Source organism: Roseovarius sp., from assembly GCF_040223625.1.
Classification (GTDB): domain Bacteria; phylum Pseudomonadota; class Alphaproteobacteria; order Rhodobacterales; family Rhodobacteraceae; genus Roseovarius.
Genome location: NZ_JAVKFX010000065.1, coordinates 53,506 through 76,655, shown reverse-complemented (window position 1 = coordinate 76,655; position 23,150 = coordinate 53,506). Strand labels below are relative to the sequence as shown.

General features: G+C 65.7%; 19 protein-coding genes. 10 read left to right on the top strand and 9 right to left on the bottom strand.

The genetic code is table 11. From position 1 onward, the window contains the following. Window positions 1-25: 25 nt before the first annotated feature. The 8 genes from RLN94_RS18465 to RLN94_RS18430 all read right to left on the bottom strand — a co-directional run bounded on the left by RLN94_RS18465 (window position 26) and on the right by RLN94_RS18430 (window position 8,570). A complete protein-coding gene (locus tag RLN94_RS18465) occupies window positions 26-1,663 on the bottom strand; it encodes a dihydroxyacetone kinase subunit DhaK (RefSeq protein ID WP_350127196.1) in 1,638 nt (545 codons plus the stop codon). Window positions 1,664-1,675: 12 nt separating this feature from the next. Beyond that, on the bottom strand, window positions 1,676-2,671 hold the full coding sequence (locus RLN94_RS18460; RefSeq protein WP_350127199.1) for an ABC transporter ATP-binding protein: 996 nt from the start codon (window positions 2,669-2,671) through the stop codon (window positions 1,676-1,678). Beyond that, window positions 2,664-3,761, bottom strand: coding sequence for an ABC transporter ATP-binding protein (locus tag RLN94_RS18455; RefSeq protein WP_350127203.1), 1,098 nt, complete (start codon window positions 3,759-3,761; stop codon window positions 2,664-2,666). Before RLN94_RS18455 ends, RLN94_RS18460 begins: the two co-directional genes overlap by 8 nt. 9 nt (window positions 3,762-3,770) lie before the next feature. Then, on the bottom strand, window positions 3,771-3,959 hold the full coding sequence (locus RLN94_RS18450) for a hypothetical protein (RefSeq protein WP_350127206.1): 189 nt from the start codon (window positions 3,957-3,959) through the stop codon (window positions 3,771-3,773). Next, window positions 3,956-4,894, bottom strand: coding sequence for a carbohydrate ABC transporter permease (locus RLN94_RS18445; protein ID WP_350127209.1), 939 nt, complete (start codon window positions 4,892-4,894; stop codon window positions 3,956-3,958). Before RLN94_RS18445 ends, RLN94_RS18450 begins: the two co-directional genes overlap by 4 nt. Continuing rightward, window positions 4,891-5,838 carry a carbohydrate ABC transporter permease gene (locus RLN94_RS18440; RefSeq protein WP_350127212.1) on the bottom strand — a complete coding sequence of 316 codons (948 nt, stop codon included), beginning with the start codon at window positions 5,836-5,838 and terminating at the stop codon, window positions 4,891-4,893. Before RLN94_RS18440 ends, RLN94_RS18445 begins: the two co-directional genes overlap by 4 nt. A 112-nt stretch (window positions 5,839-5,950) precedes the next feature. Next, the gene (locus RLN94_RS18435) at window positions 5,951-7,273 is read right to left on the bottom strand and encodes an ABC transporter substrate-binding protein (protein WP_350127215.1); all 1,323 of its coding nucleotides are present in this window, start codon (window positions 7,271-7,273) and stop codon (window positions 5,951-5,953) included. Window positions 7,274-7,544: 271 nt separating this feature from the next. Further along, window positions 7,545-8,570, bottom strand: a complete 1,026-nt coding sequence (locus RLN94_RS18430; protein WP_350127218.1) for a LacI family DNA-binding transcriptional regulator — start codon at window positions 8,568-8,570, stop codon at window positions 7,545-7,547. A 175-nt stretch (window positions 8,571-8,745) separates the two neighbouring features. Between RLN94_RS18430 and RLN94_RS18425 the strand changes: the two genes are divergently transcribed. Beyond that, on the top strand, window positions 8,746-10,113 hold the full coding sequence (locus tag RLN94_RS18425) for an aspartate aminotransferase family protein (protein ID WP_350127221.1): 1,368 nt from the start codon (window positions 8,746-8,748) through the stop codon (window positions 10,111-10,113). Between the two features lie 32 nt (window positions 10,114-10,145). On the opposite strand, the gene RLN94_RS18420 is transcribed toward RLN94_RS18425, so the two are convergent. Continuing rightward, window positions 10,146-11,081: a MurR/RpiR family transcriptional regulator gene (locus RLN94_RS18420; protein WP_350127223.1), complete on the bottom strand. Its 936-nt coding sequence runs from the start codon at window positions 11,079-11,081 to the stop codon at window positions 10,146-10,148. Between the two features lie 79 nt (window positions 11,082-11,160). Here RLN94_RS18420 and RLN94_RS18415 point away from each other — a divergent pair, with 79 nt between their 5' ends. The 9 genes from RLN94_RS18415 to RLN94_RS18375 all read left to right on the top strand — a co-directional run bounded on the left by RLN94_RS18415 (window position 11,161) and on the right by RLN94_RS18375 (window position 23,149). Further along, window positions 11,161-12,279: an ABC transporter ATP-binding protein gene (locus RLN94_RS18415; RefSeq protein ID WP_502949438.1), complete on the top strand. Its 1,119-nt coding sequence runs from the start codon at window positions 11,161-11,163 to the stop codon at window positions 12,277-12,279. Beyond that, window positions 12,276-13,202 (top strand): ABC transporter permease, encoded by a 927-nt coding sequence (locus RLN94_RS18410; protein WP_350169410.1) that lies wholly within the window; start codon window positions 12,276-12,278, stop codon window positions 13,200-13,202. The genes RLN94_RS18415 and RLN94_RS18410 overlap by 4 nt, the downstream gene beginning before the upstream one ends. Continuing rightward, a complete protein-coding gene (locus RLN94_RS18405) occupies window positions 13,195-14,052 on the top strand; it encodes an ABC transporter permease (protein WP_350127229.1) in 858 nt (285 codons plus the stop codon). Before RLN94_RS18410 ends, RLN94_RS18405 begins: the two co-directional genes overlap by 8 nt. A 32-nt stretch (window positions 14,053-14,084) precedes the next feature. Then, window positions 14,085-15,116, top strand: coding sequence for an ABC transporter substrate-binding protein (locus tag RLN94_RS18400; protein ID WP_350127232.1), 1,032 nt, complete (start codon window positions 14,085-14,087; stop codon window positions 15,114-15,116). 65 nt (window positions 15,117-15,181) lie between these two features. Continuing rightward, window positions 15,182-16,417, top strand: coding sequence for a serine hydrolase domain-containing protein (locus RLN94_RS18395; RefSeq protein ID WP_350127235.1), 1,236 nt, complete (start codon window positions 15,182-15,184; stop codon window positions 16,415-16,417). Window positions 16,418-16,444: 27 nt separating this feature from the next. Further along, complete coding sequence (locus RLN94_RS18390) at window positions 16,445-18,103, top strand: amidohydrolase (protein ID WP_350127238.1); 1,659 nt, start codon at window positions 16,445-16,447, stop codon at window positions 18,101-18,103. 186 nt (window positions 18,104-18,289) lie between these two features. Beyond that, on the top strand, window positions 18,290-21,154 hold the full coding sequence (locus RLN94_RS18385) for a monovalent cation/H+ antiporter subunit A (protein WP_350127241.1): 2,865 nt from the start codon (window positions 18,290-18,292) through the stop codon (window positions 21,152-21,154). Between the two features lies 1 nt (window position 21,155). Then, entirely contained in the window at window positions 21,156-21,506 is a 351-nt protein-coding gene (locus tag RLN94_RS18380; RefSeq protein ID WP_350127244.1) for a Na+/H+ antiporter subunit C, read from the top strand. Further along, window positions 21,503-23,149, top strand: a complete 1,647-nt coding sequence (locus RLN94_RS18375; protein WP_350127247.1) for a monovalent cation/H+ antiporter subunit D — start codon at window positions 21,503-21,505, stop codon at window positions 23,147-23,149. Before RLN94_RS18380 ends, RLN94_RS18375 begins: the two co-directional genes overlap by 4 nt. Window position 23,150: the final 1 nt, after the last annotated feature.

Below are 23,150 nucleotides of genomic sequence, written 5' to 3'. Positions count from 1 at the left end.
CAGCCACGGCCCGGCCTCCCGCCGGTCAGTTGGCCGGTTCGTCGACGCGTGAGAGATGCTCGAACAGCCGCGCCACCGCCTCGGCGCCGGGGTCGTTGTGCCCGGCCAGGCTTTCGGCCGAGACGTAGCTCGCCCGCCCGGCACGCGCGCGGGTGATCTCCGCCGTCGCATCGGCGCCCTTCCTCGCCGCCTCCGCTGCGGCCGCCAGCCCATCGGGCAACGCCTCCAGCGCCGGCTGCAGCGCGTCGATCATCGTCCGGTCGCCGGGGCCTGCACCCCCCACCTGCTGCACCCGCTCGAGGCCCGCCTTCAACGCCCCGATCGCGTCCTTCCCGCTGGCCGAGGCATCGCCCGCCGCCGCGAAGAAGATCGCCAGCAGCACGCCCGACGACCCGCCCATCGTCTGGCTCAGCTCCAGCCCGATGGCCCGGTACAACTGCGTCTGGTCCGCCAGCGGCAACCGGTCCAGCGACCCGATCAGCGCCCGCGAGGCCGTGGCCAGCGTGCTGCCAGTGTCCCCGTCCCCCGACTTCGCATCCAGTGCGTTCAGCGCATCCTGCTCGCCGATCAGGATCTTGCAGCACCGCTCCACGAACGCCCGCGTAGCCTCATGCGACGACGGGATCGGCTTGATCGGCGTCAGCCCGTCCGGCAGGTCGAGCAGCTCGACCTCACCGATCATGTGACAACCGGGCCAGGCCCACGGGGCCACCGGCGCCAGCAAGGCCGCCTCGTCCGCCTTCGACACCGGGTAGACCGAGATCGAGAACCCCCGCATATCCAGCGATGTCATCATCGGCGCCGGCCCGATCAGCCAGCGCAGCTGATCGCCGATGCGCGAGCGGGTCAGCTCATGCGCCAGCACCCCCATCTCCAGCGGGGTCGTGGCCCCGAGGTTGTTCAACAAGGCCACATGCGGCCCGCTGCCCAGATGCGGCGCCAGCCGGTCGATCACCATCGAGATCGCCTCGCGCGCCGTGGTGAAGGGCACCTGCTCGATCCCCGCCTCACCGTGAATGCCCAGCCCCAGCTCGGCCTTGCCCGGCCCGATCCGGTCCTCCTTGGGGGAGCCCGGCACCGTGCAGGTATCGAGCGACATGCCGATCGACACGGCCCCCTTGATCACCCGCTCCGCCGCCTCCGTTACCGCGTCGAGGTCGGCCCCCTGTTCGGCCAGGGCGCCGGCAATCTTGTGCACGAACAGCGTCCCCGCCACCCCGCGCGCCTGCGGCAGGTCGGGAAGGGCCACGTCATCGTCGACGATCACCATGTTCACCTTCAGCCCCTGCGCCCGTGCCCGTTCGGCCGCCAGCCCGAAATTCAGCCGGTCGCCGGTATAGTTCTTCACGATCAACAGGCACCCCGCCTTGCCCGTCACCGACAGGATCCCCGCCAGCACCGCATCGACAGAAGGGGAGGCGAAGACCTCCCCGCACACCGCCGCCGTCAGCATCCCCTGGCCCACGAACCCCGCATGGCTTGGCTCGTGCCCCGAACCGCCACCCGACACCAGCGCGACTTTCGACCGGTCCCAGTCGGTACGCACCACCACCTTGATATGCGGATACCCGTCCAGCCGCGCCAGCCGCCCTCCGGCGATGCGAAGGTTGCCGTCGATCGCTTCGGTGACGACGGTTTCCTTCTCGTTGATGAACTGCTTCATGGTTCAGTCTCCTTAAGCGATGCGCGCGCCAGAGGCGTCGAAATAAAGGGCGTTGCGGGGTTGAATGGCCACGGTATCCCCGGCCTCGAGGTCGGTATGCGGGTCGGTGAGCGTCACGATGTCATGCCCGTCAAGCTGCAGGTGCAGACGGGTCTGGTCCCCCAGCCGTTCCACCCGCGACACGGTCGAGGGCTTGCCCTCGCCATGCGCGATATGCTCGGGGCGTAGGCCGATGGTCTTCGCCTCCGCCGGTGCCCCGCCGAATATCCCGGCCGGCAGCGCGTTGATCCGCGGCAGCCCAAGCCGCCCGGCCACGTACAGGCTCACCGGATCCTCGTAAATCTCGCGCGGGCTGCCGAACTGCACCAGCTTGCCCTCGTCCAGCACGCCCACATGCGTCGCCATCGTCATCGCTTCGATCTGGTCATGCGTCACGTAGAGCATCGTCGCCCCAAGGCTCGCCTGGATGCGCTTCAGCTCGACCCGCAGATCGGCCCGCAGCTTGGCATCGAGCGACGACAGCGGCTCGTCCATCAGGTAGATCGACGGATCGCGCACCAGCGCCCGGCCGATCGACACGCGTTGCATCTCTCCCCCCGACAGCTCCGTCGCCTTGTTGTCGAGCTTGTGGGGGATGCTGAGCACCTCCGCCACCTCGCGGATCTTCCGCTCGATCTCCTCCTCGGGCGTCTTCAGGATGGGCGAGCGCAGCGGAAAGGCCAGGTTCTCGCGCACCGTCATATGCGGGTATAGCGAGTATTGCTGAAACACCATCGCCACGTCCCGCTGCGCCGGCGTCTCGTTCACAACCGAGCGGCCATCGATGCGGATATCCCCACTCTCGGGCCACTCCAGCCCCGAAATCAGCCGCAGCGTCGTGGTCTTGCCCGCCCCTGTCGGGCCCAGCAACACCACGAAAGCGCCATCGCTCACGGTCATGGTCAGGTTGTCGACCGCCAGCGTCGAGCCGTAGCGCATCGTCACGTTTTCCAGAAGCACGTCAGACATGCGACAACACCCCCTCGTTCAGGTCCGACCGGATCGCCCGCCCCGCCTGCGTATCGAACAGCGTTACGGTCTGGCCGTTGAAGTCGAGCCCCACGCTCTCGCCCACCCGGGCCGGCTGCTCCGACCCGATCCGCGCCTTTACCTCGCCGTTATGGGTTTTCAGCGTCACGATCTGGGTCGTCCCGAGATACTCCGTGGCGATCACCTCCCCGCGATAGCCCGAGGCATCGGACAGCCGCACATGCTCGGGCCGCACGCCATAGATCATGTCGCCGTCAAACGGCTCCCGCAGCGCCGGGATATGCAGCGTCTCGTGATGCATCGTCACGCTCGTCGCCCCCACTTCCAGACTGTCATGGAACTTCAGGAAATTCATCGAGGGCGAGCCGATGAACTCCGCCACGAACCGGCTGGCGGGCTTGTCGTAGATATCCTGCGGCGTGCCGAACTGCTCGATCACCCCGTGGTTCATTACCACGATCTTGTCGCCCATCTGCATCGCTTCAAGCTGGTCATGCGTCACGTAGACCGTGGTCGCCCCCATCCGGTCATGCAGGTTGCGCAACTCTTCGGCCATATGCTCGCGAAACTCCGCATCGAGCGCGCCAAGCGGCTCGTCCATCAGGAAACACTTCGGGTTCCGCACGATCGCCCGGCCCAGCGCCACGCGCTGCCGGTCGCCGCCCGACAAGCCGCCGACGGGCCGGTCGATGATGTTCTCGATGCCCAGAATACGCGCCGCCTCCGCCACCTTCTCGCGCACCTGCGCGCGGGGCATCCCCTGGCTTACCAGCGGATAGCTGATGTTCTTGCGCACGTTCATATGCGGATACAGCGCGAACATCTGGAAGACGAAGGCGATGTCGCGCTGGCTGGCCGGTTTCTGGCCCACCTCCTCGCCGTCGATGTAGATCTCGCCCGAGGTCGGCAGCTCCAGCCCCGCGATCATCCGCAGGGTCGTGGTCTTCCCGCATCCGGACGGGCCCAGCAGCATGAAGAACTCCCCGTCCTCGATCCGGAAGGACGAGGATTTGACGGCGGTGAAACTGCCGAAATCCTTGCGCAGGTTCTTGATGACGATCTCTGCCATACGCGCCTCCTATTCCGGGAAATGGCTGACGATGATGAACATGACCGTCCCCGTCAGCGTGATGATGAAGGAATAGGTGAAGGCCCACAGCACGAAGGGCTGCATCAGCATCACCACCCCAAGCGCGATAAGCCCCGAGGCCAGCATTTCCCATGGGCCGCGGCGCAACCGCAGCAGGCCGTTGACGAATTCCCTCATTTCCGAACCGCTCCGAAGGTGATCCCGCGCAGCAGGTGCTTGCGCAGCAGGATGGTGAATACCATGACCGGCACCAGGAAGATCGTCGCGCCGGCCGCCACGGCGGGCCAGTCCTGCCCGCCCACGCCGATGATCGTGGGGATGAAGGGCGGCGCCGTCTGCGCCGTGCCCGAGGTCAGCAGCACCGCAAAGGCATACTCGTTCCACGAAAAGATCAGGCAGAAGATCGCGGTCGAGGCGATACCGGTCGCCGCCTGCGGCAGCACCACCTTGTAGAACGCCTGGAACCGCGTGTACCCGTCGATCAGCGCGGCCTCCTCGTATTCCCGCGGGATCTCGTCGATGAACCCTTTCAGCAACCAGACCGACAGCGACAGGTTCACCGCCGTGTAAAGCAGGATCATGCCCGCATGCGTGTCCGACAGGCCCAGCGTGCGGAACATCAGGAAGATCGGAATGGCGATGGCAATCGGCGGCATCATCCGCGTCGACAGGATGAAGAACAGCAGGTCATCCTTGAGCGGGATGCGATACCGCGAAAAGGCATAGGCCGCGAGCGTGCCGAGGAAGACGGACAGGAAGGTCGACCCGAACCCGATGATCACCGAGTTCATGAACCGCTCGCCAAACCGCGACGGCCCGGCAATCACCATCCCCTTGTCGTGCACGATCTCCTCGTACCACGTCTCCGGCGGGTTGGCCGCGAGGTACTCCGCGCTCTGCCGCGTCTGGGTGGTAAACAGGTTCACGTAGCCTTCGAGCGACGGTTCGAACACCACCTTGGGCGGATAGGCAATCGAATCCGGCGAGCTCTTGAACCCGGTCGCAAGGATCCACAACAAGGGCATCAGCGTGATCAGCGCGTAGCCGATGACAAGCACGCCCGCGACCCATTTCTGCCGGCCGGTGGCCTCGGTGATCGAATAGCTGCTCATCTTTCCTTCACCTTGTTCAGCGCCTTCACGTAGATCGAGGCCAGCCCGAACACCGTGACGAACAGGATGATCGCGTAGGCCGAGGAAAACCCGGTCCGCCACTTCTCGAACGCCTCGCGCTTGAGGTCGATCGAGGTGAGCGTCGTGGTGTTGCCGGGCCCCCCGCCGGTCAGCTGCACCACCAGGTCGAACATCTTGAAGTTCTCGATCCCCCGGAACAGCACGGCCAGCATCAGGAAGGGCAGCACCATGGGCACGGTGATCGTCCAGAACTGCCGCCATTTCGACGCCCGGTCACATTCCGCCGCCTCGTAGATCGTGTCGGGGATCGACCGCAGCCCCGCCAGGCAGATCAGCATGACGAAGGGCGTCCACATCCATGTGTCAACGATCACGATCGCCCAGGGCGCCAGCGCCACCTCGCCGATCATCGAGAAGCTCGCGGGGTCGGCCCCGGTGAAGAACGCAACCACATAATTGAAAAGCCCGATCTGCGGCTGGTACAAGAACGTCCAGAAATTCCCCACCACGGCGGGCGACAGCATCATCGGAAAGACTATGATCGTCGTCCAAAGATCATTGCCCTTGAACTTCTTGTTGATCAGCCACGCCAGTGCGAAGCCCAGGATCACCTGGAAAAAGATCGTCCAGAACAGGAAATGCGCCGTCGCCTGCATGGTCAGCCAGACATCGCTGTCGGTCAGGATGCGCTGATAATTCCGCAGCCCGATCCACTCGACCTCGGCATTCGGCCGGTTGGCGCGGTAGTTGGTAAAGCTCAGGCGGATCGTCCAGATCAACGGGAAGATATTCACCGCCAGCAGCAGGAACACCGTGGGCGCCACGAAGATCCACGCGATGGTGCGGTCGGACATCCCCTTTATACGGCGCGCAACTTTCGTGGGCGTGGCGCTGGCGGCCCGATCCATGACCGTCTCGGACATGAGACTTCCTTCCCGGTAGTGGTGTTCGTTTGCGCGGGGCCGAAGCCGGCCGCACGGCCCCGCACGAGGGTGCCGCTGGCGCCCGGCAAGACAGGCGCCAGAGCAGCCCGGATCAGATCTTGCCTTCGTCCTCGAAGACCTCGGTCCAATCCTCGACCAGCGCGTCAAGCGCCTCCTGCGCCGTGCCTTCGCCCGCGATCACGTAGCTGTGCACATGGTCCTGCATGGCCAGCAGAAGCGAGGCATAGGCCGGCTCCGCCCAGAAATCCTTCACGATCGCCATCGAGTCGAGGAAAGTCTGCGCATAGGGCTGGCTGGTCGCGAAACCGGGGTCCTCGACCACGGCCTTGAGCGCGGAATAGCCGCCAAGCTCCCACCATTTCGACTGGATCTCGGGCTGCGCGAACCACTTGATGTATTCGAGCGCCGCATCCTGGCTGTCGGAATAGGAGACAACCGATATACCCTGCCCGCCAAGCTGGGCGAAATGCCCGCCCGGGCCCTTCGGATTGGGGAAATAGCCCGACTTGTCGCCGCCCACGTTCGGGTCGGCATTCACGCCCGGCCAGATGAAGGCAAAGTTCATCTGAAGGGCCACCTGCCCCGACTTGTAGGCGTCGATATTGGCCGACATGTACCAGTCGGACGAGCCCGGCGGTGTGCAGCAATCGTAAAGCGCCTTGTAATATTCCAGCCCTTCCGCCGCCTCGGGCGAATTCACGTAGCCTTCCAGCTCGTAGGGATTGTCCGGGCTGCCATACTCGAACCCGTAGTTATAAAGTGCGTTGGTCACCCCCATGGTGATCCCTTCCGAGCCGCGCTCGGTATAGATCGCCGCGCCATAGACCGTCTTGCCGTCGATCTCGCGGCCCTGGAAGAACTCGGCGATGTCCTTCAGCTCGGCCAGCGTTTCCGGCGCCTTCAGGTCACGGCCATAGGTTTCCTTGAACTCGGCCTGATGCTCGGGCATCTCGAACCAGTCCTTGCGGTAGGTCCAGCCCACCACGTCGCCGAAGGCCGGCAGCGCCCAGTAATTCGGCGTGCCCTTGGGCCATTCCGAATAGCCGGTCACCGTCGCGGGGATGAAATCATCCATGCTGATCCCTTCGGCCTCGAAGAAATCGTTCAGCTTCACGTAATGCCCGGCCTCGGCGCCAAGCCCGATCCACTGGCTGTCGCCGATCATCAGGTCGCACAGCTTCCCGCCCGAGTTCAGCTCGTTCAGCATCCGGTCGGCGAAATTGGGCCACGGCACGAATTCGAAGCTCATCGAGTGGCCCGACTCGGCCTCGAAATCCTTCGACAGTTCGATCAGGGCGTTGGCCGGGTCCCACGCGGCCCAGCACAACGTCAGGTCGTCGGCCTGCGCGCCACTTGCGGCAAAGCCGGTGGCCGCCGTCAGGGCAGCAGCCGACAGAAATTGCGTCGTCTTCATTGGTTGTCTCCTCCCGTTCAGGCGGCGCGCCATCCACGCACCGCGCCTCCGCGGTTGGATCGGGAGGCACGCAAACGGTAAATGAGGAACGTACCTCATGTCTAGGAATTTCTGAGGTACGTTCCTCCAGCCACCCGATCCCCCGAAGGATCCCGAAGCCGTCGAGTAGGACCGGAATTCAGGATATTCCTTGAAACGTCAGTGATTTACGCAAGGGAACCCCCATCGGGCGGATCGCGCCGCCCACGCAGGCGAAATCCGCGAAAACCGCCTAGTAAAGGTTCTCGCGAAGCACGATTTCGATTCGAATCCGCTCCTGCGCCTCGAAGATCGACTGCTCGTCACAGAACGCCCGCAGCACCCGCAGCGCGCTCCGAACCAGGTGTCCGACGTTCTGCGTGATCACCGCCGCCAGCTCGTTCCGCTGCAACGCCTCGCGAGTCTTCGGTGTCAGTTCATGCGCGATCACGACCAGCTGCCCCGCCCGCCCCGCCTCGCGCAGGGCGTCGAGCAGCGGCGCGTTTCCCAGCCCCATGGAATAGAGCCCCACCACCCCAGGCCGGTTCTCGACGACATCGGCGATCACGCTCGCCATGCGCGCCGGGTCGTCATAGGTCTCGATCGACGGCAGCACGGTCATCGCCGGGAAGTCGCTCTTCATCACCTCGTCGAAGCCCAGCCGCCGCTCGAGACTGTCGCGCGACCGCATGGAATTGGTCACCACAAGCACCTCGCCCTGCCCCCCGGCAAACCGACCCATCAGCAAACCGGTCGTCCGCCCGGCCGACAAGTTGTTGATCCCGATGAAATAATCCCGCTTCGAGTTGGGCAGGTCGGTCGCCACGGCCACCACGGCCAGCCCGGCCTCCTTCAACCGGGCAATCGCGTCACGCACCTGCGGCGTCTCGGGCGCCATGATCGCCACACCGTCCAGCCGATCGGTATCGAGCGCCCGCAACGCCCGCACGATGGCATGCGGATCGTTGGCCGGCACGCTCACCGTCCGCAGCACCACCCGGTCGGCGATCTGCGAGGCATAGGCCTCCTGCAGCGCCGCCTTCAGCGTTTCGGTAAACTGGCTCGGCCCTTCCGGCAGGACGAAGACGAAGCGGTATTGCCGCTGCCGCGCAAGGTTCGCGGCATAGGTATCGCGCACGTAACCCAGCCGCTCGACAGCGGCATTCACCTTTGCGATGGTCTTCTCGCGCACCCCGGGCCGCGCGTTCAGCACGCGGTCGACCGTGGCAAGGCTGACGCCCGCCTCCTTGGCGATATCGTGGACCGTGGGCTTGTTCACCGGAGCCTCCCTGACCGCCAACCGTAGCCAAGCCTTTGAGGCACGTCAATCAAACGCGACCCCGGCAAGGCTCGGCCCACACCTCTTTTGATCAAATTTCGGATTTGCTTTCTCCGCCACTTCTGCCAGTGTTCTGCAGAACCCCCGAACTGCGGCCATCAACACGGATCGTCCCATGACACTTGCTCCCAATTCCCCCGAAGCGCGCGACATCGCCTACCACTTCCACTCCTACACCGACGCCATGGCCCATGCCGAGAACGGCCCCCAGATTATCGAGCACGGGGAAGGCGTCTTCGTCTTCGACAATCACGGCAAGCGCTATGTCGAGGCGATGGCCGGCCTCTGGAGCGTCGCGGTCGGCTTCGGCGAGGACCGCCTCGTGAACGCCGCGACCGAGCAGATGAAGAAGCTGCCCTACTACCATAACTTCGCCCACCGTGCGCATCCGGCCGCCATCGATCTGGCCGAGAAGCTGGTCTCCATCGCGCCGGTGCCGATGTCCAAGGTGTTCTACACCAACTCCGGCTCCGAGGCGAACGACACCGTCGTAAAAATGCTCTGGTATCGCTCCAACGCGCTCGGCAAGCCCGAGAAGAAGAAGATCATCTCGCGCAATCGCGGCTATCACGGCGTCACCATCGCCTCGGCCAGCCTGACCGGCCTGCCCAACAACCACCGCTCCTTCGACCTGCCCCTTCCCGGCATCCTGCACACCACCTGCCCGCATTACTGGAAGGAAGGCCGCGACGGCGAGAGCGAGGAAGAGTTCGCCACGCGCTGCGCCGAGGATCTCGACGCGATGATCCAGGCCGAAGGGCCCGATACAATCGCCGCCTTCATTGGCGAGCCGGTGATGGGCGCGGGCGGCGTGGTCGTCCCACCGGCCACCTACTGGGAAAAGATCCAGGCGGTGCTGGACAAGTACGATATCCTTCTGATCGCCGACGAGGTCATCAACGGCTTCGGCCGCACCGGCAAGATGTTCGGCTGTGAAACCTACGGCATCCGGCCCGACGCCATCGTCATGTCGAAACAGATCACCTCCAGCTACGTGCCCTTCTCGGCCATCCTGCTGAACGACCGTTTCTATGAGCCCATCGCCGAGGAAAGCGGCCGGATCGGCGTGCTGGGCCACGGCTACACCGGCGCGGGCCACCCGGTCGGCGCGGCCGTCGCGCTCGAGAACATCAAGATCATCGAGGAGCGCGACCTGGTGACCAAGGCCGCCGAGAACGGCGCCTATTTCCGCGACAAGCTGGCCCAGTTCGCCCGTCACCCGATGGTGGGCGAGGTGCGCGGCGTGGGTCTTATCGCGGCGGTCGAGCTGGTGCACCCCGACGGCGGCGCAGACCTGAAACCGGGCAAGCTTGGCGCGGCGATGAACAAGCTGCTGTTCGAGCGCGGCGTCATCTCGCGGGCGATGATGGACGCGATGGCCTTCTGCCCGCCGATGATCATCGAGCGGGACGAGATCGACCTCATCATCGACGCCTTCGCCGATGCGCTGGACGAACTGGGAAAGATGGACTTCGCCGCCTGACCACGGCCGCACATATAATCGCCGGGCCGGGGCTAGCCCTTCGGCCCGGAATAGCTCGCCTTCCAGAGCGGGCGGCGCCGGCGCGGGGTCTTGCGCGAGTAATACCGCATCTCCCCCGCGATCTGCGCCCAGTGATCCAGCCGCGCCGCCGTGGCCACCGGATCATGCTCGGCCACCGCCTGCGCCAGCAACGACAAGAGCGTCGCCAGCGGCCCGGTCGACTCGATCGTCAGGTCGGTCGAGATGCGCGCCGTCAGCACCAAATCGGTATGCGCCTTCGCCCATTCATTCAGCTCGTCGGTCAGGATCAGCACTTCGAAGCCCGATTTCCGCGCCAGCGCCGCCACCGTCTCGGCCTCGCGCCCATAGGGTACGATATCGACAAGGATCAGCACGCGCCGCCGCGCCCGCCCCTTCGGCGGGATCAGCTCGGACAGGCACCCGTCATGGGTGGCCGCATAGCGCACGTTGTCGCGATAGGTCGACAGCCGCCGCGCAAAATCCTCCACGTGCCCGCGCAGCATCTGGAACCCGGCCACCACCACGTCGTCGGCGCCGTGCACCACCTCGACCGCCTCGCGCCAGCGGTCCGAGGCCACAAGCTCCGCCAGCGCCAGCACCGCCTCGGCCTCGCGCTTGAGGAAGTCGCCGATCGAGCCGTCGAGCAGCCGCTCGTTGCGGTCCTTCAGGTCGATCGCGTCCAGCGCCTCGTCCTCGCGCAGCGCCCGCTTGAGCGCCGCCACCCCCTGGAACCCCATCTTCTTGAGCAGCCGGCTGACGGTCATCTGGCTGACGCCCGCCTCCTGGGCCAACGCGGCACCGGTGTCGAGCGACAGAAGGTTGCCCCGCGCCCGCATGCACGCCGCCGCCCGGCGTTCGGCCGACGACAGGCTGTCCCACACATTCTCGATGCGTTTCTCCAGCGATGCCGCAGGGGGGAAAGTTGATGTTGCCGTGGGACCAGTCATGTTATTATCATAACAGTATCGCGATTCGATAAACAAATACCACAAACAATGTCGCGGCGACAAAAAACAGGGACAGGGAATGACCAGCGAGACCGCAAAGGCCCCGGAAGACACCACTACCCGACGCAACATGATCTCGGCCCGTGAACTGACGAAAACCTTCGGCCAGGGCGAGTCGGCGGTCACGGCCCTCGACAATGTCGATATCAAGATCCGCGAGAACGAGTTCTTCACGCTGCTGGGCCCCTCGGGCTGTGGCAAGACCACGCTTCTGCGGCTGATCGCCGGGTTCGAGCTGCCGACCAGCGGCACGATCGAGCTCGACGGGCAGGACATCACCGCCCTGCCCCCGCATGTGCGACCGGTGAACACCGTCTTCCAGAACTACGCGCTCTTCCCGCACATGACCGTGTCCGAGAACATCGGCTTCGGCCTCAAGATGCTTGGCAAACCCTCTGGCGAGTTGGAGGACCGCGTGAAGCAGATGCTCTCGCTCGTCCAGCTCGAGGCGATGGCGAACCGCCGCACCGATCAGCTTTCCGGCGGCCAGCAGCAGCGCGTGGCGCTGGCCCGGGCGCTGGCCCCCGCGCCCAAGGTGCTCCTGCTCGACGAGCCGCTGGCGGCGCTTGACCTCAAGCTGCGCAAGAACATGCAGATCGAGCTGAAGAGCCTTCAGGCCGAGACCGGGATCACCTTCATCTTCGTCACCCACGACCAGGAAGAAGCGCTCACCATGTCCGACCGGATTGCCGTCATGCGCGACGGCCAGATCCTCCAGATCGGCACGCCCAAGGACATCTACGACAAGCCCACGCACCGTTTCGTGGCCGACTTCATCGGCGACATCAACATCCTCGAAGCGCAGGTCGAAGGCACCGAGGGCGACCAGACGCGCGTGCGCCTCAAGGATGGCACCACGATGCTCGCCCGCTCCACCGGGGCCGATACGCAAGGGCAATGCGCGGTGGCGCTCCGCCCCGAAAGCATCCGCGTCGCCCAGGCCGGCGACACGCCCGCCCTCACCGGCCAGCTCGAGAACCTCGTCTACATGGGCTCGGCCCACAACCTGCATCTCCGGCTCGGCTCGGGCGAGGAGCTGGTCGTCCGCCACGGCGGCTCGACCGAGGGTATCGACCTGTCGCCGGGCGCTCAGGTGGGCGTCGTCATTGCCCCGGACGGCGCGCGGGTGCTGGCATGACCGACACCAGCCTCACCCTCGCCGAACAGGAATCGCGGCGCCGGCGCCGCCGGACCCGGCGGGCGCTTCTGGCCCCGGCGCTGATCATCATCCTGACGATCAGCATCATGCCGCTCGGCATCACCGCGCTCTATTCCTTCCTGACGCCCGGCACATATGGCGGCGTGATCTGGGACTTCACCCCCAATGCCTATGTCCAGTTCTTGTTCGAACGCGACATCTTCGACGACACGCTTCAGTTCAACGATTCCTACCTGACGATCTACATGCGCTCGATCGGGCTGGCCTTCGGGGCCACCATCGGGGCGCTGCTGATCGGCTTTCCCACCGCCTATTTCATCGCCACCAAGCCGCGCGACCAGCGGAACTTCTGGCTGTTCCTGATCACCCTGCCGTTCTGGACCAACCTGCTGATCCGGACCTACGCGATGCCGCTGATCCTGCGCGACGAGGGGCTGATCAACCTCTCGCTCATGGGCGTCGGCGTGATCGACCGGCCGCTCTCGATCCTCTATACCGACACGGCGGTCTTCATCGGGCTGATCTACAGCTACCTCCCCTTCATGGTGCTGCCTCTCTATGCCAGCCTCGAAAAACTCGATTTCCGGCTGGTCGAGGCGGGCTATGACCTTTACGCCAACCGCTTTCGCGTGCTGCGCCACATCATCGCGCCGATCGCCAAGCCCGGCATCATCGCCGGCTGTATCCTCGTTTTCATCCCCGGGCTTGGTGCTTACATCACCCCGGAGCTTCTGGGTGGCGGCAAGAAGCTGATGATCGGCAACATGATCGCCATCCAGTTCGGCTCGTCGCGCAACTGGCCCTTCGGGTCGGCTGCAGCGCTTATCCTGATGGCGCTCGTGGTGATCGCCCTGCTGATCTATGCCCGGTCCGCCGGGAAAGGAGCGCGCGCCCATGGCTGACACCCCTCCACTCGCAGCGGGCGCAACGGCGCAGTCGACCAAACGCAAGATGCGGTCGCGTGATCTCAAGGCCATGCCTGGATTCAAGGCCGCCGGCTGGGCCTGCATCTTCGCACTTTATCTGCCGCTTGTTGTGCTGATTGTCTTTTCCTTCAACGACAACCGCTCAGTCGTGAAATGGACGGAGTTTTCCCTGCGCTGGTACGAAGCCGCGCTTGAAAACGAAGGGATACGCAACGCGGCGTGGATGTCGGTCAAGGTGGCCCTGGTCGCCACCTTCTTCTCGACCATCGCCGCCACGATGGCCGCACTCGCTACCACCCGCACCGCGGCCTTCCGCGGACAGGGGCTGGCCTATGGCATCATCAACCAGCCGCTGATGATCCCCGAGATCGTCACCGCCATCTCGACCCTGTCGCTGTTCTCGCTGGTCAAGCAGCTTACCGGGGTCACCGGCGTGGGCTACCTGATGGCGGCGCATACCGCCTTCTGCATTCCCTTCGCCTACATGCCCATCCGCGCCCGGCTCGAGGACATGACGCTGACGCTCGAACAGGCCGGCGCCGACCTCTATGCCACGCCCTGGCAGACCTTCCGCCACATCACCCTGCCGCTTCTCATGCCCGGCATCCTCGCCGGGGCGATGCTGGCCTTCGTCGTCTCGCTCGACGACGTGATCATCACGCTGATGGTGGCAGGCCCGGGCGAGACCACCCTACCCATCTACATCCTCGGCGCCCTGCGCCGCGGCATCACGCCCGAGATCAACGCCGTCTCGACCATCCTTGTCGGTGTGTCGGTCCTGCTCGTTCTCGTGCTCTTCCTCGTCCAGGGGAAAATGAAGAAGTAACCAAAAAACCAATCCAACAGGAGGTAACAACGATGAAGACACAATTGAAGGCTGTCACGGCCGCCACCGCGCTGGCCCTCGCCGGCGGGGCGGCCCTCGCCGAGGGCGAGCTGAACATCTACAACTGGGGCAACTACACCAACCCCGAGATGATCGAGAAGTTCGAGAAGGAGCATGACGTCACCGTCAACCTCGACAGCTACGACTCGAACGAAACCATGCTGGCCAAGGTTCAGGCCGGCAACACCGGCTATGACGTGGTCATGCCCGGCGACTACATGGTCAAGGTCATGATCGGCGAAGGCCTGCTGGCCGAAGTGAAGCCCAACGAGATGGAGAATTTCGAGAATGTCGACCCGAAATGGGTCGATGTCTGGTGGGACGAGGGCCGCAACTACTCGATCCCCTACCAGTGGGGCACCACCGCCTTCACCGTCGATACCGCGGTCTATGACGGCGACATCAACACGCTCGCGCTGATGTTCGACCCGCCCGAAGAACTCAAGGGCCGGATCAACATGCTCAACGACATGAACGACGTGATCAACGCCGGCCTGCGCTATCTCGGCTACGAGCGCTGCAACGGCAACGAGGAAGAGATGCGCGAAGTGCTCGAGCTTCTGCTCGAGGCCAAGCAGCATTGGCGCACGATGGACTATTCCACCATCGAGAAGCTGACCTCGGGCGATGTCGATCTGTCGCAGAACTGGAACGGCGCCGCCATGCGCGCCCGCGCCCAGCGCCCGACGCTGCAATACGCCTATCCCAAGGAAGGCTTCACCGGCTGGATGGACAACGTGGCGGTGCTGGCCGACGCGCCGAACATGGAGAACGCCAAGCTCTTCATCAACTTCATGATGGACCCCGAGAACGCGGCGATGACCTCGAACTTCGCCCGCTACGCCAACGGCATCACCGGGTCCGAAGAATTCATGGATGAAGAGATGCTGAGCGCCCCCGAGATCGTCATGCCCGAAGACGCCCCGGCGCCCGACTTCGTGCAGCCCTGCCCTCAGGAAGTGGTCGATCTCTACAACAAGGTCTGGACGCGCCTGAAGCAGTAACGCAGACACCGAGGCGCGCGGTCCGGCCGCGCGCCTCGCCCCAGAAGACATTTCGAGGACAGATCATGACCGCCCAAGACACGCCCACCGCACCTGCAGGCGTGCCGGAAACGGCGCGTGCCCTGGGCATCATGCAGGGCTTCCCCCCGCCCCGCGACAAGCGCCCTACCCTCACGAACTGGGACCTGCCGCCCTACAACCGGTGGAGCTTCCGGAACATGCACCGCCTGTTCCCCACGGCAGACGTTTTCCGCGGCACCGGCCCGGAAAGCAACCTGCGCGAGACACCCGCCGAGCTCGACGCCATCCCCGTCCGCACCGAAAACGGCGAAACGCCCGGCCTCTCGCATTTCCTGCAGACGGTCTATGCCGACGGCATCATCGTCCTGCATCGCGGCCGCGCCGTCTATGAGCGCTATTTCAACGACATGGCCCCGCACAGCCTGCACCTGTCGCAATCCGTGGCGAAATCCGTCACCGCGCTGGTCGCCGGCGGCATGTGGTCCGACGGCCTGCTCGACCTCGATGCACCATTGGCCGATATCATCCCCGAGCTGAAGGACAGCGGCTATGCCGATGCCACGCTCGACCAGGTGCTCGACATGCGTTCCGGCGTCCGCTTCACCGAGGATTACAACACCCCCGGCAGCGACATGACCCGGATCGACATCGCCTCCGGCTGGCGCCCCGCCGATCCGGCCGAGGGGCGCCCGACGATCCGCGAGGTCATCCTCTCCCTGCCCAAGATCCGCCCCCATGGCGGCGATTTCGACTATCGCTCCATCGAAACGGATGTGGTCGCCTGGGTCATGGAACGGGTCGCGGGCGACGACCTCGCCACCCTGCTTGGCACCCGCATCTGGCAGCATATCGGCGCCACCCGCGACGCCAATTTCACCGTCGACGAGGACGCAACGGCATTGGCGGACGGCGGCTTCAACGCCACCCTGCGCGACTATGCCCGCCTGGGCCAGCTTGTCCTCGACGGCGGCCGCGCCGGCGACCGGCAGCTTGTCCCGCAGGCCTGGATCGAGCAGATGCGTGCAGGCGACCCCTCCGTCTTCGGCCCGCCCTGGTCCGACAATTTCCCCAATGGCGCCTATCGCCGCTTCTGGTGGATCCGCGATGCCGACCGCGGCGATATCTGCGCCCGCGGCGTCTTCGGCCAGTTCATCTATGTCGACCCGGAAAGCGACCTCGTGATCGCCCTGGTCTCGAGCTGGCCCGACTACCTGATCGCCGAATACACCCGCAACACGATGCGCGCCTTCGACGCCATTCGCGACGCGCTCGGCGCCTGACGACAGACCATTTACGGAGGCAACGACATGACAGCCGATCTCATCATCACCGGCGGCAGGATCCTCACGATGGGGGGCGACCAGCCCCGCGCCGAGGCCATCGCCATCAACAGCGGCTACATCGACGCCATCGGCGATGCCGCCGATGTCGAGGCGCTGGCCGGCCCCGACACCAAGTGGATCGACGCCAAGGGCGCCACCGTGCTGCCGGGCTTCATCGAAAGCCACATGCACCTCTTCATCGGCGGCTGCGAGCTGCAGAACCTCCAGCTCGACGGCGCCAGCGACCCCGACGAAATCCGCAGACACGTCCGCGCCTATGCGTCCGAGCACCCTGACCTGCCGCTCATCATGGCGCAGGCCCCCGATTACGCCGTTTTCGCCGACACCTCCCCGCGCGAGGTGCTCGACGGCATGCTGCGCGACCGCCCGCTGGCGATGATGGCGCACGATCACCATACCGTCTGGGCCAACACCATCGCGCTCGAACAGGCGGGGCTGATCGACGGGCTCGAAACCTCCCCCGGCCACGAGGTCGTCATGGGCCCGGACGGCCGCGCCAACGGCGCCCTGCTTGAGCCCGAGGCCTTCGGCCCCGTCCTCCGCCTCGCCGGGCAGGAACGGGTCAGCCTCGGCCTCACCACCGGGCGCGACCCCGACCCGTGGCCCACCGAGGAAGAGCGCGAGGAAGACCTCAAGCATCTCAGGCGCGGCCTCGACCACGCCGCCCGCCACGGCATCACCTCGATCGTCAACATGGACGGCAACACCTACCTCCTCGAATTGCTCACCGAGCTTCGCGCCAGGCGCGAGCTTCAGGTGCGCGTCCGCGTCCCCTTCCACTTCGTCCCCGAGATGGAGGTGGCCGATCTCGAAACCGCCAGGTACATGCACGAGACGTGGAACGACGACTGGCTCGCCTCCGGCTTCGTCAAGTTCTTCATGGACGGCGTGATCGACAGCCGCACCGCCTTCATGAAGAACGACTACCCCGGCCAACCCGGCTATCGCTCGCACGGCCGTTTCGACGCCGACCGCTTCGCCGATCTCGCCACGCGGGTCGACGCGATGGGCCTGCAGATCGCCGTGCATTCCATCGGCGACGCCGCCACCCAGCGCGTGCTCGACGGCTACGAAGCCGCCCGCCAGGCCAACGGCCCCACCGGCCCGCGCCACCGCATCGAACACCTCGAACTGGTCGCGCCCGAGGATTTCGAGCGCATCGGCGCCATGGGCATCACCGCCTCGATCCAGCCGCCCCACGCGCCGGGCACCTGCGGCCTGCCGCTGGAGCCGACGCTCACCAATATCGGCCGCGACCGCTGGGCCGATGCCTTCGCGTGGCAACGCCTCGCCAAGGCCGGCGCGCCGATTGCGCTGGCCTCCGACTGGCCGGTCTCCGACATCTCGATCATCCGCGGCCTGCACGCCGCCACCACGCGCGAGGCGTGGACCGATGACGTCCCGAACCACCGCTTCACCCTGAACGAGGCGCTGGCCGGCTACACCATCGGCGGCGCCTGGGCCGAGGGCACCGACACGAAGAAAGGCTCGCTCGCCAAGGGCAAGCTGGCCGATGTCGTCATCCTCGACCGCGACATCGAAAGCCAGCCGCTCGACCAGCTCGACCAGACACAAATCGCCGCGACAATCTGCGGCGGCATGGTCACCTACACCGCCGACTGACCTCAGCAAACGCTAGCGATCCAATTACCGACGCGGGCCCCCACAGCCCGCGCCGCGCCCCGGTTTCGGGTTGATCCCGGCGGGAACCTCTGGAAAACCGGACTCCGGGACCAATCTTTCGATTGGGGGGCTTTCAACACGGAATGACCCGTATATTGTCGGTCAGACCTATTGGGACAGGTGAAGATGTCGTTATTTCTGATTGTCGCACTGCCATTCCTGGGCGCGCTTCTGCCCGGGCTGATGATCCGCGCCGGGCGTCAGGCATGCGGCATGGTCACCTTCCTCGTGACGCTCACGGCATTCCTCGGGCTGATGACCCACCTGCCCGCCGTGATGGCCGGCGAGACGGTGACCGCACGGCTCGACTGGATGCCGTCGTTGGGGCTCAACTTCAACCTGTTCGTCGACGGGCTCGGCCTGTTCTTCGCCAGCCTCATCCTCGGCATCGGCCTGCTGATCATCACCTACGCCCGCTTCTACCTCTCGCGCGAAGACAACATGGGCGAGTTCTACACCTACCTCCTGCTCTTCCAGGGCGCGATGGTGGGGATCGTCCTGTGCGACAACATCCTGATGTTGCTCATCTTCTGGGAGCTGACCTCGCTCTCCTCCTTCCTGCTGATCGGCTACTGGAAACACCTTCCCGAAGGGCGGCAGGGCGCGCGCATGGCGCTGGCGGTCACCGGCGCGGGCGGGCTGGCGATGATCGGGGGCATGATGCTGCTGGGCGATATCGCCGGCAGCTACGACCTGACCGTGATCCTCCAGCACCGCGACGAGATCCAGGCCTCGCCCTACTACATGCCCGCGCTGATCCTGATCCTGCTGGGCTGTTTCACCAAGTCGGCCCAGTTCCCCTTCCACTTCTGGCTGCCGCACGCCATGGCGGCGCCCACCCCGGTCTCGGCCTACCTGCACTCGGCCACCATGGTGAAGGCCGGCATCTTCCTGATGGCGCGGCTCTGGCCGGTGCTGTCGGGCACGGATGCGTGGTTCATCCTCGTCACCGGGGCAGGGCTGGTGACCATGGTGATCGGCGCCATCGTGGCGCTCTTCAAGAACGACCTGAAGGCGCTGCTAGCCTTCTCGACCGTCTCCCATCTCGGGCTCATCACCATGCTGCTGGGCACCGGCACGCCCTTCGGCGCGATGGCGGCGGTGTTCCACATCCTCAACCACGCCACCTTCAAGGCGGCGCTCTTCATGTCCGCCGGCATCATCGACCACGAGGCCGGCACCCGCGACATCACCCTGCTGGGCGGCCTGCGCAAGCTGATGCCGGTCACCTTCGTGATCGCCACCATCGCCTCGCTCTCGATGGCGGGCATCCCCTTCCTCAACGGTTTCCTGTCCAAGGAAATGATGCTCGAGGAAACCACCCACACCACGCTCTTCGGCTATCCGATGCTGGTGCCCGTGCTGGCCACGATCGGCGCGCTCTTCTCGGCGGCCTATTCGTTCCGCTACATCGTGCACACCTTCCTCGGGCCGGAGCGCGACGACTACCCCGGCCACCCGCACGACCCCGGCGTCGGCATGTGGGGGCCGCCCGCGCTGCTGGTGATCCTCGTCATCGCCATCGGCGTCGCGCCCTTCCTCGCCGAACCGCTGGTCAAGACCGTCACCGCCGCCGTCCTCGGCGGCACGGCCGAACTGCCCGATGCCCACCTGAAAATCTGGCACGGGGTCACCCCGGCGCTTTGGATGTCGGTCATCGCGGTCGCGGGGGGCATCATCCTCCTGCTGATGTTCAAGCCGCTCGCCCGCGCATGGGCCGCCGCCGGGCCGCCCTTCGCCAAGGCGATCTTCGACGCGTTCATCGCCATGCTGGTCGCCATCGCACAGGCCGTCACCGGCCGCCTGCACGACGGCTCGCTCACCCGCTACGCGGCGATCTTCGCCGTCACCGTGGTCGCCGTCACCGCCCACGCGTTCTTCTCCGGCGGGGTCGCCCTGCCCAGCCGCGAGGCGCTGCCGATAGAACCGGTGCCGATGACCGCGTGGATCCTGCTGGTCACCGCCATCGCCGTGCTGCTGCGCTACCACCGCAACCGCTTCCTGGCGCTGGTCCTGATGGGCGTGGTGGGCCTCGTAGTCTCGATGGCCTTCGCCTATCTCAGCGCGCCCGACCTCGCCCTCACCCAGCTTTCGGTCGAGGTGGTCACCATCATCCTGCTGCTGCTCGCGCTCAACTTCCTGCCCCGTTACACGCCGGTCGAAAGCTCCGCCGGGCGGCGCCTGCGCGACGGGGTGATCTCGGTCGGGGCGGGCGTCGGCGCGGCGGCGCTGATCTATACCATGATGCTGCGCGACTTCGTCGAGCCGTCGATCTCCGCCTACCACCTCGAGAATTCCTACAAGGGCGGCGGCGGCACCAACGTGGTCAACGTGATCCTCGTCGACTTCCGCGGCTTCGACACGTTCGGCGAGATCATCGTGCTCGGCATCGCCGCGCTGATTATCTACGCCATCACCGAGTCGTTGCTGTCCGGGCCGGTGCGCGCCCGCCTGCTCAACCGACCGACCGAGGACGTGGCCGGCGACGCGCACCCGATGATGATGGTCGTCGTCACCCGCGTGATGATGCCCGTGGTGCTGATGGTCGGCGTCTACATCTTCCTGCGCGGCCACAACGAACCGGGTGGCGGCTTCATCGCCGGGCTGGTCGTGGCCATCGCCGTGGTGATGCAGTACATGGCCTCGGGCTATTCCTGGGCCTCCGCCCGCCAGCGCTACCCGTTCCACGGCATCATCGGCGCGGGCGTGCTGGTGGCGGGGCTGACCGGCATCGGCGCGTGGTTCTTCGGGGCCGAGTTCCTGACCTCCTCCTTCGGCTATTTCCGCATCCCGCCCTTCCAGGAATTCGAGCTAGCCACTGCCATGGGCTTCGACCTCGGCGTATTCCTCTGCGTGGTGGGCGCGGTGATGCTGTCGCTGGAAAGCTTCTCGCGCCTCGCCCGCCGCAGCGATACCGAGGTCAACGAACACGCCATGGATATCGACCCGTCGCGCGACGACGCCCCGCAAACCACCGGAAAGGAGGGCTGAGATGGAGCTTCTGCTTGCAAGCGCCGTCGGCGTTCTCACCGCAGCGGGGGTCTACCTCGTGCTGCGCCAGCGCACCTTCCCGGTGATCGTCGGCACCGCCATCCTGTCCTACGCGGTCAACGTCTTCCTCTTCGCCTCCGGGCGCCTGGCGGTCCACCAGCCGCCGGTGCTGAACGACGCGGCCACAGCCTATACCGACCCGCTGCCACAGGCGCTGGTGCTGACGGCGATCGTGATCTCCTTCGGGATGACGGCGGTCGTGGTGATGGTGGCGCTCGGCGCCTATCTCAGCTCCGAGGACGACCATATCGACGACCAGCCCGAAACCGGTGACGAGGGGGCGCAATCATGAGCCACTGGACCGTCCTTCCCGTCGTCCTGCCCGCCATGATGGCGGCCTTCATCGTGCTCGTCGTCCGCCATCACGTGACGTTGCAGCGGGTCTTCTCGCTGGCCGGCACCCTGGCGCTTCTGGGCATCGCAACCGGGCTCGTCATCGCCACATGGGACGGCTCGATCCTCCTCTACCAGCTCGGCAACTGGGCCGCGCCCTTCGGCATCGTGCTGGTGGCCGACCGGCTGTCGTCGCTGTTCGTCTTCCTCACCTCCCTGCTGGCGATCTTCGTCCAGCTCTACGCCATCGGCTCGAAATGGGACACGCGCGGCCGGCATTTCTACGCGCTCTTCCAGTTCCAGCTCATGGGAATCATCGGCGCCTTCCTGACCGGCGACGCCTTCAACCTCTTCGTCTTCTTCGAGGTGCTGCTCATCGCCTCCTACGGGCTGATGATCCACTCGGGCGGGCCCGAGCGCTTCCGCGTGGGCGTGCAATACGTGGTCTTCAACCTGCTGGGCTCGACCCTCTTCCTTTTCGCCCTCGGCACCATCTACGCCGAGACCGGCACGCTCAACATGGCCGACCTCGCCCAGCGCATCGCCGCCGCGCCGGCCGAGCACACCTCCGGCATCCGCGCGGCCTCGGTCATGCTGCTGATGGTCTTCGCAGTGAAGGCCGCGATCCTGCCGCTGCATTTCTGGCTGCCCTCGGCCTATGCCAGCGCGCCCGCGCCCGTGGCCGCGCTCTTCGCGATCATGACCAAGGTCGGCGCCTATGCCATCATCCGCTTTTACACGCTGATCTTCCCGCCCGACCTCGAAGCCACGCAGGGGCTCTTCGACACCTGGCTCCTGCCCGCCGCACTGCTGACCCTGATCCTGGGGATGCTGGGCGTGCTCGGCGCGCGCCGGCTCGACAGGCTGGTGGCCTTCGCGGTGATCGGTTCGATGGGGATGCTGATGGCGGCGGTCTCGGTCTTCACGCCGCTGGGCATCGCCGCGGCGCTCTTCTACGCCATCCACTCCACGCTGGCGACGGCGGCGCTCTTCCTGCTGGTCGATGTCGTCCGCGACCGGCGCGAGCGCAACCTGCTGACCTTCGACCTCGCCCCGCCCATCGCCGGCGGCGCGCTGGTGGCCGGCATGTTCTTCGCCGCGGCCATCGCCATGGCCGGCCTGCCGCCGCTCTCGGGCTTCATCGGCAAGCTGCTCATCCTCGACGCCGCGATGGCAGACGCGCGCATGGCATGGGTCTGGGCCGTGATCCTCGGCATGAGCCTCATCGCCGTCATCGGCTTCGCCCGCGCCGGCAGTACGATCTTCTGGCGCGCCCATGCCTCGGAAGCGGCCTATGATCAGGGAACTCCGCCCGAGGACGAGGCCGCGCTGGCACCGATGCCCGCCCTGCCGATGGTCGCCATCGGCGGCATTCTCGCCACGCTCGTCGCCGTCACCGTCTTCGCCGGCCCCCTGCAACGCCACCTCGCGGCCACCGCCGACCAGCTCTTCGAGCCCGAACCCTATATTTCGACTGTGCTGGAAACGCCCGGCAAGGAAATCACCTACAAGGGCCACGGCGACGACAGCCACGAGACCGAATCCGGCCTCGGCACCGGCACCGGCGACGGTGCCACGCCCGCAGAAGAGGAGGCGCACTGAC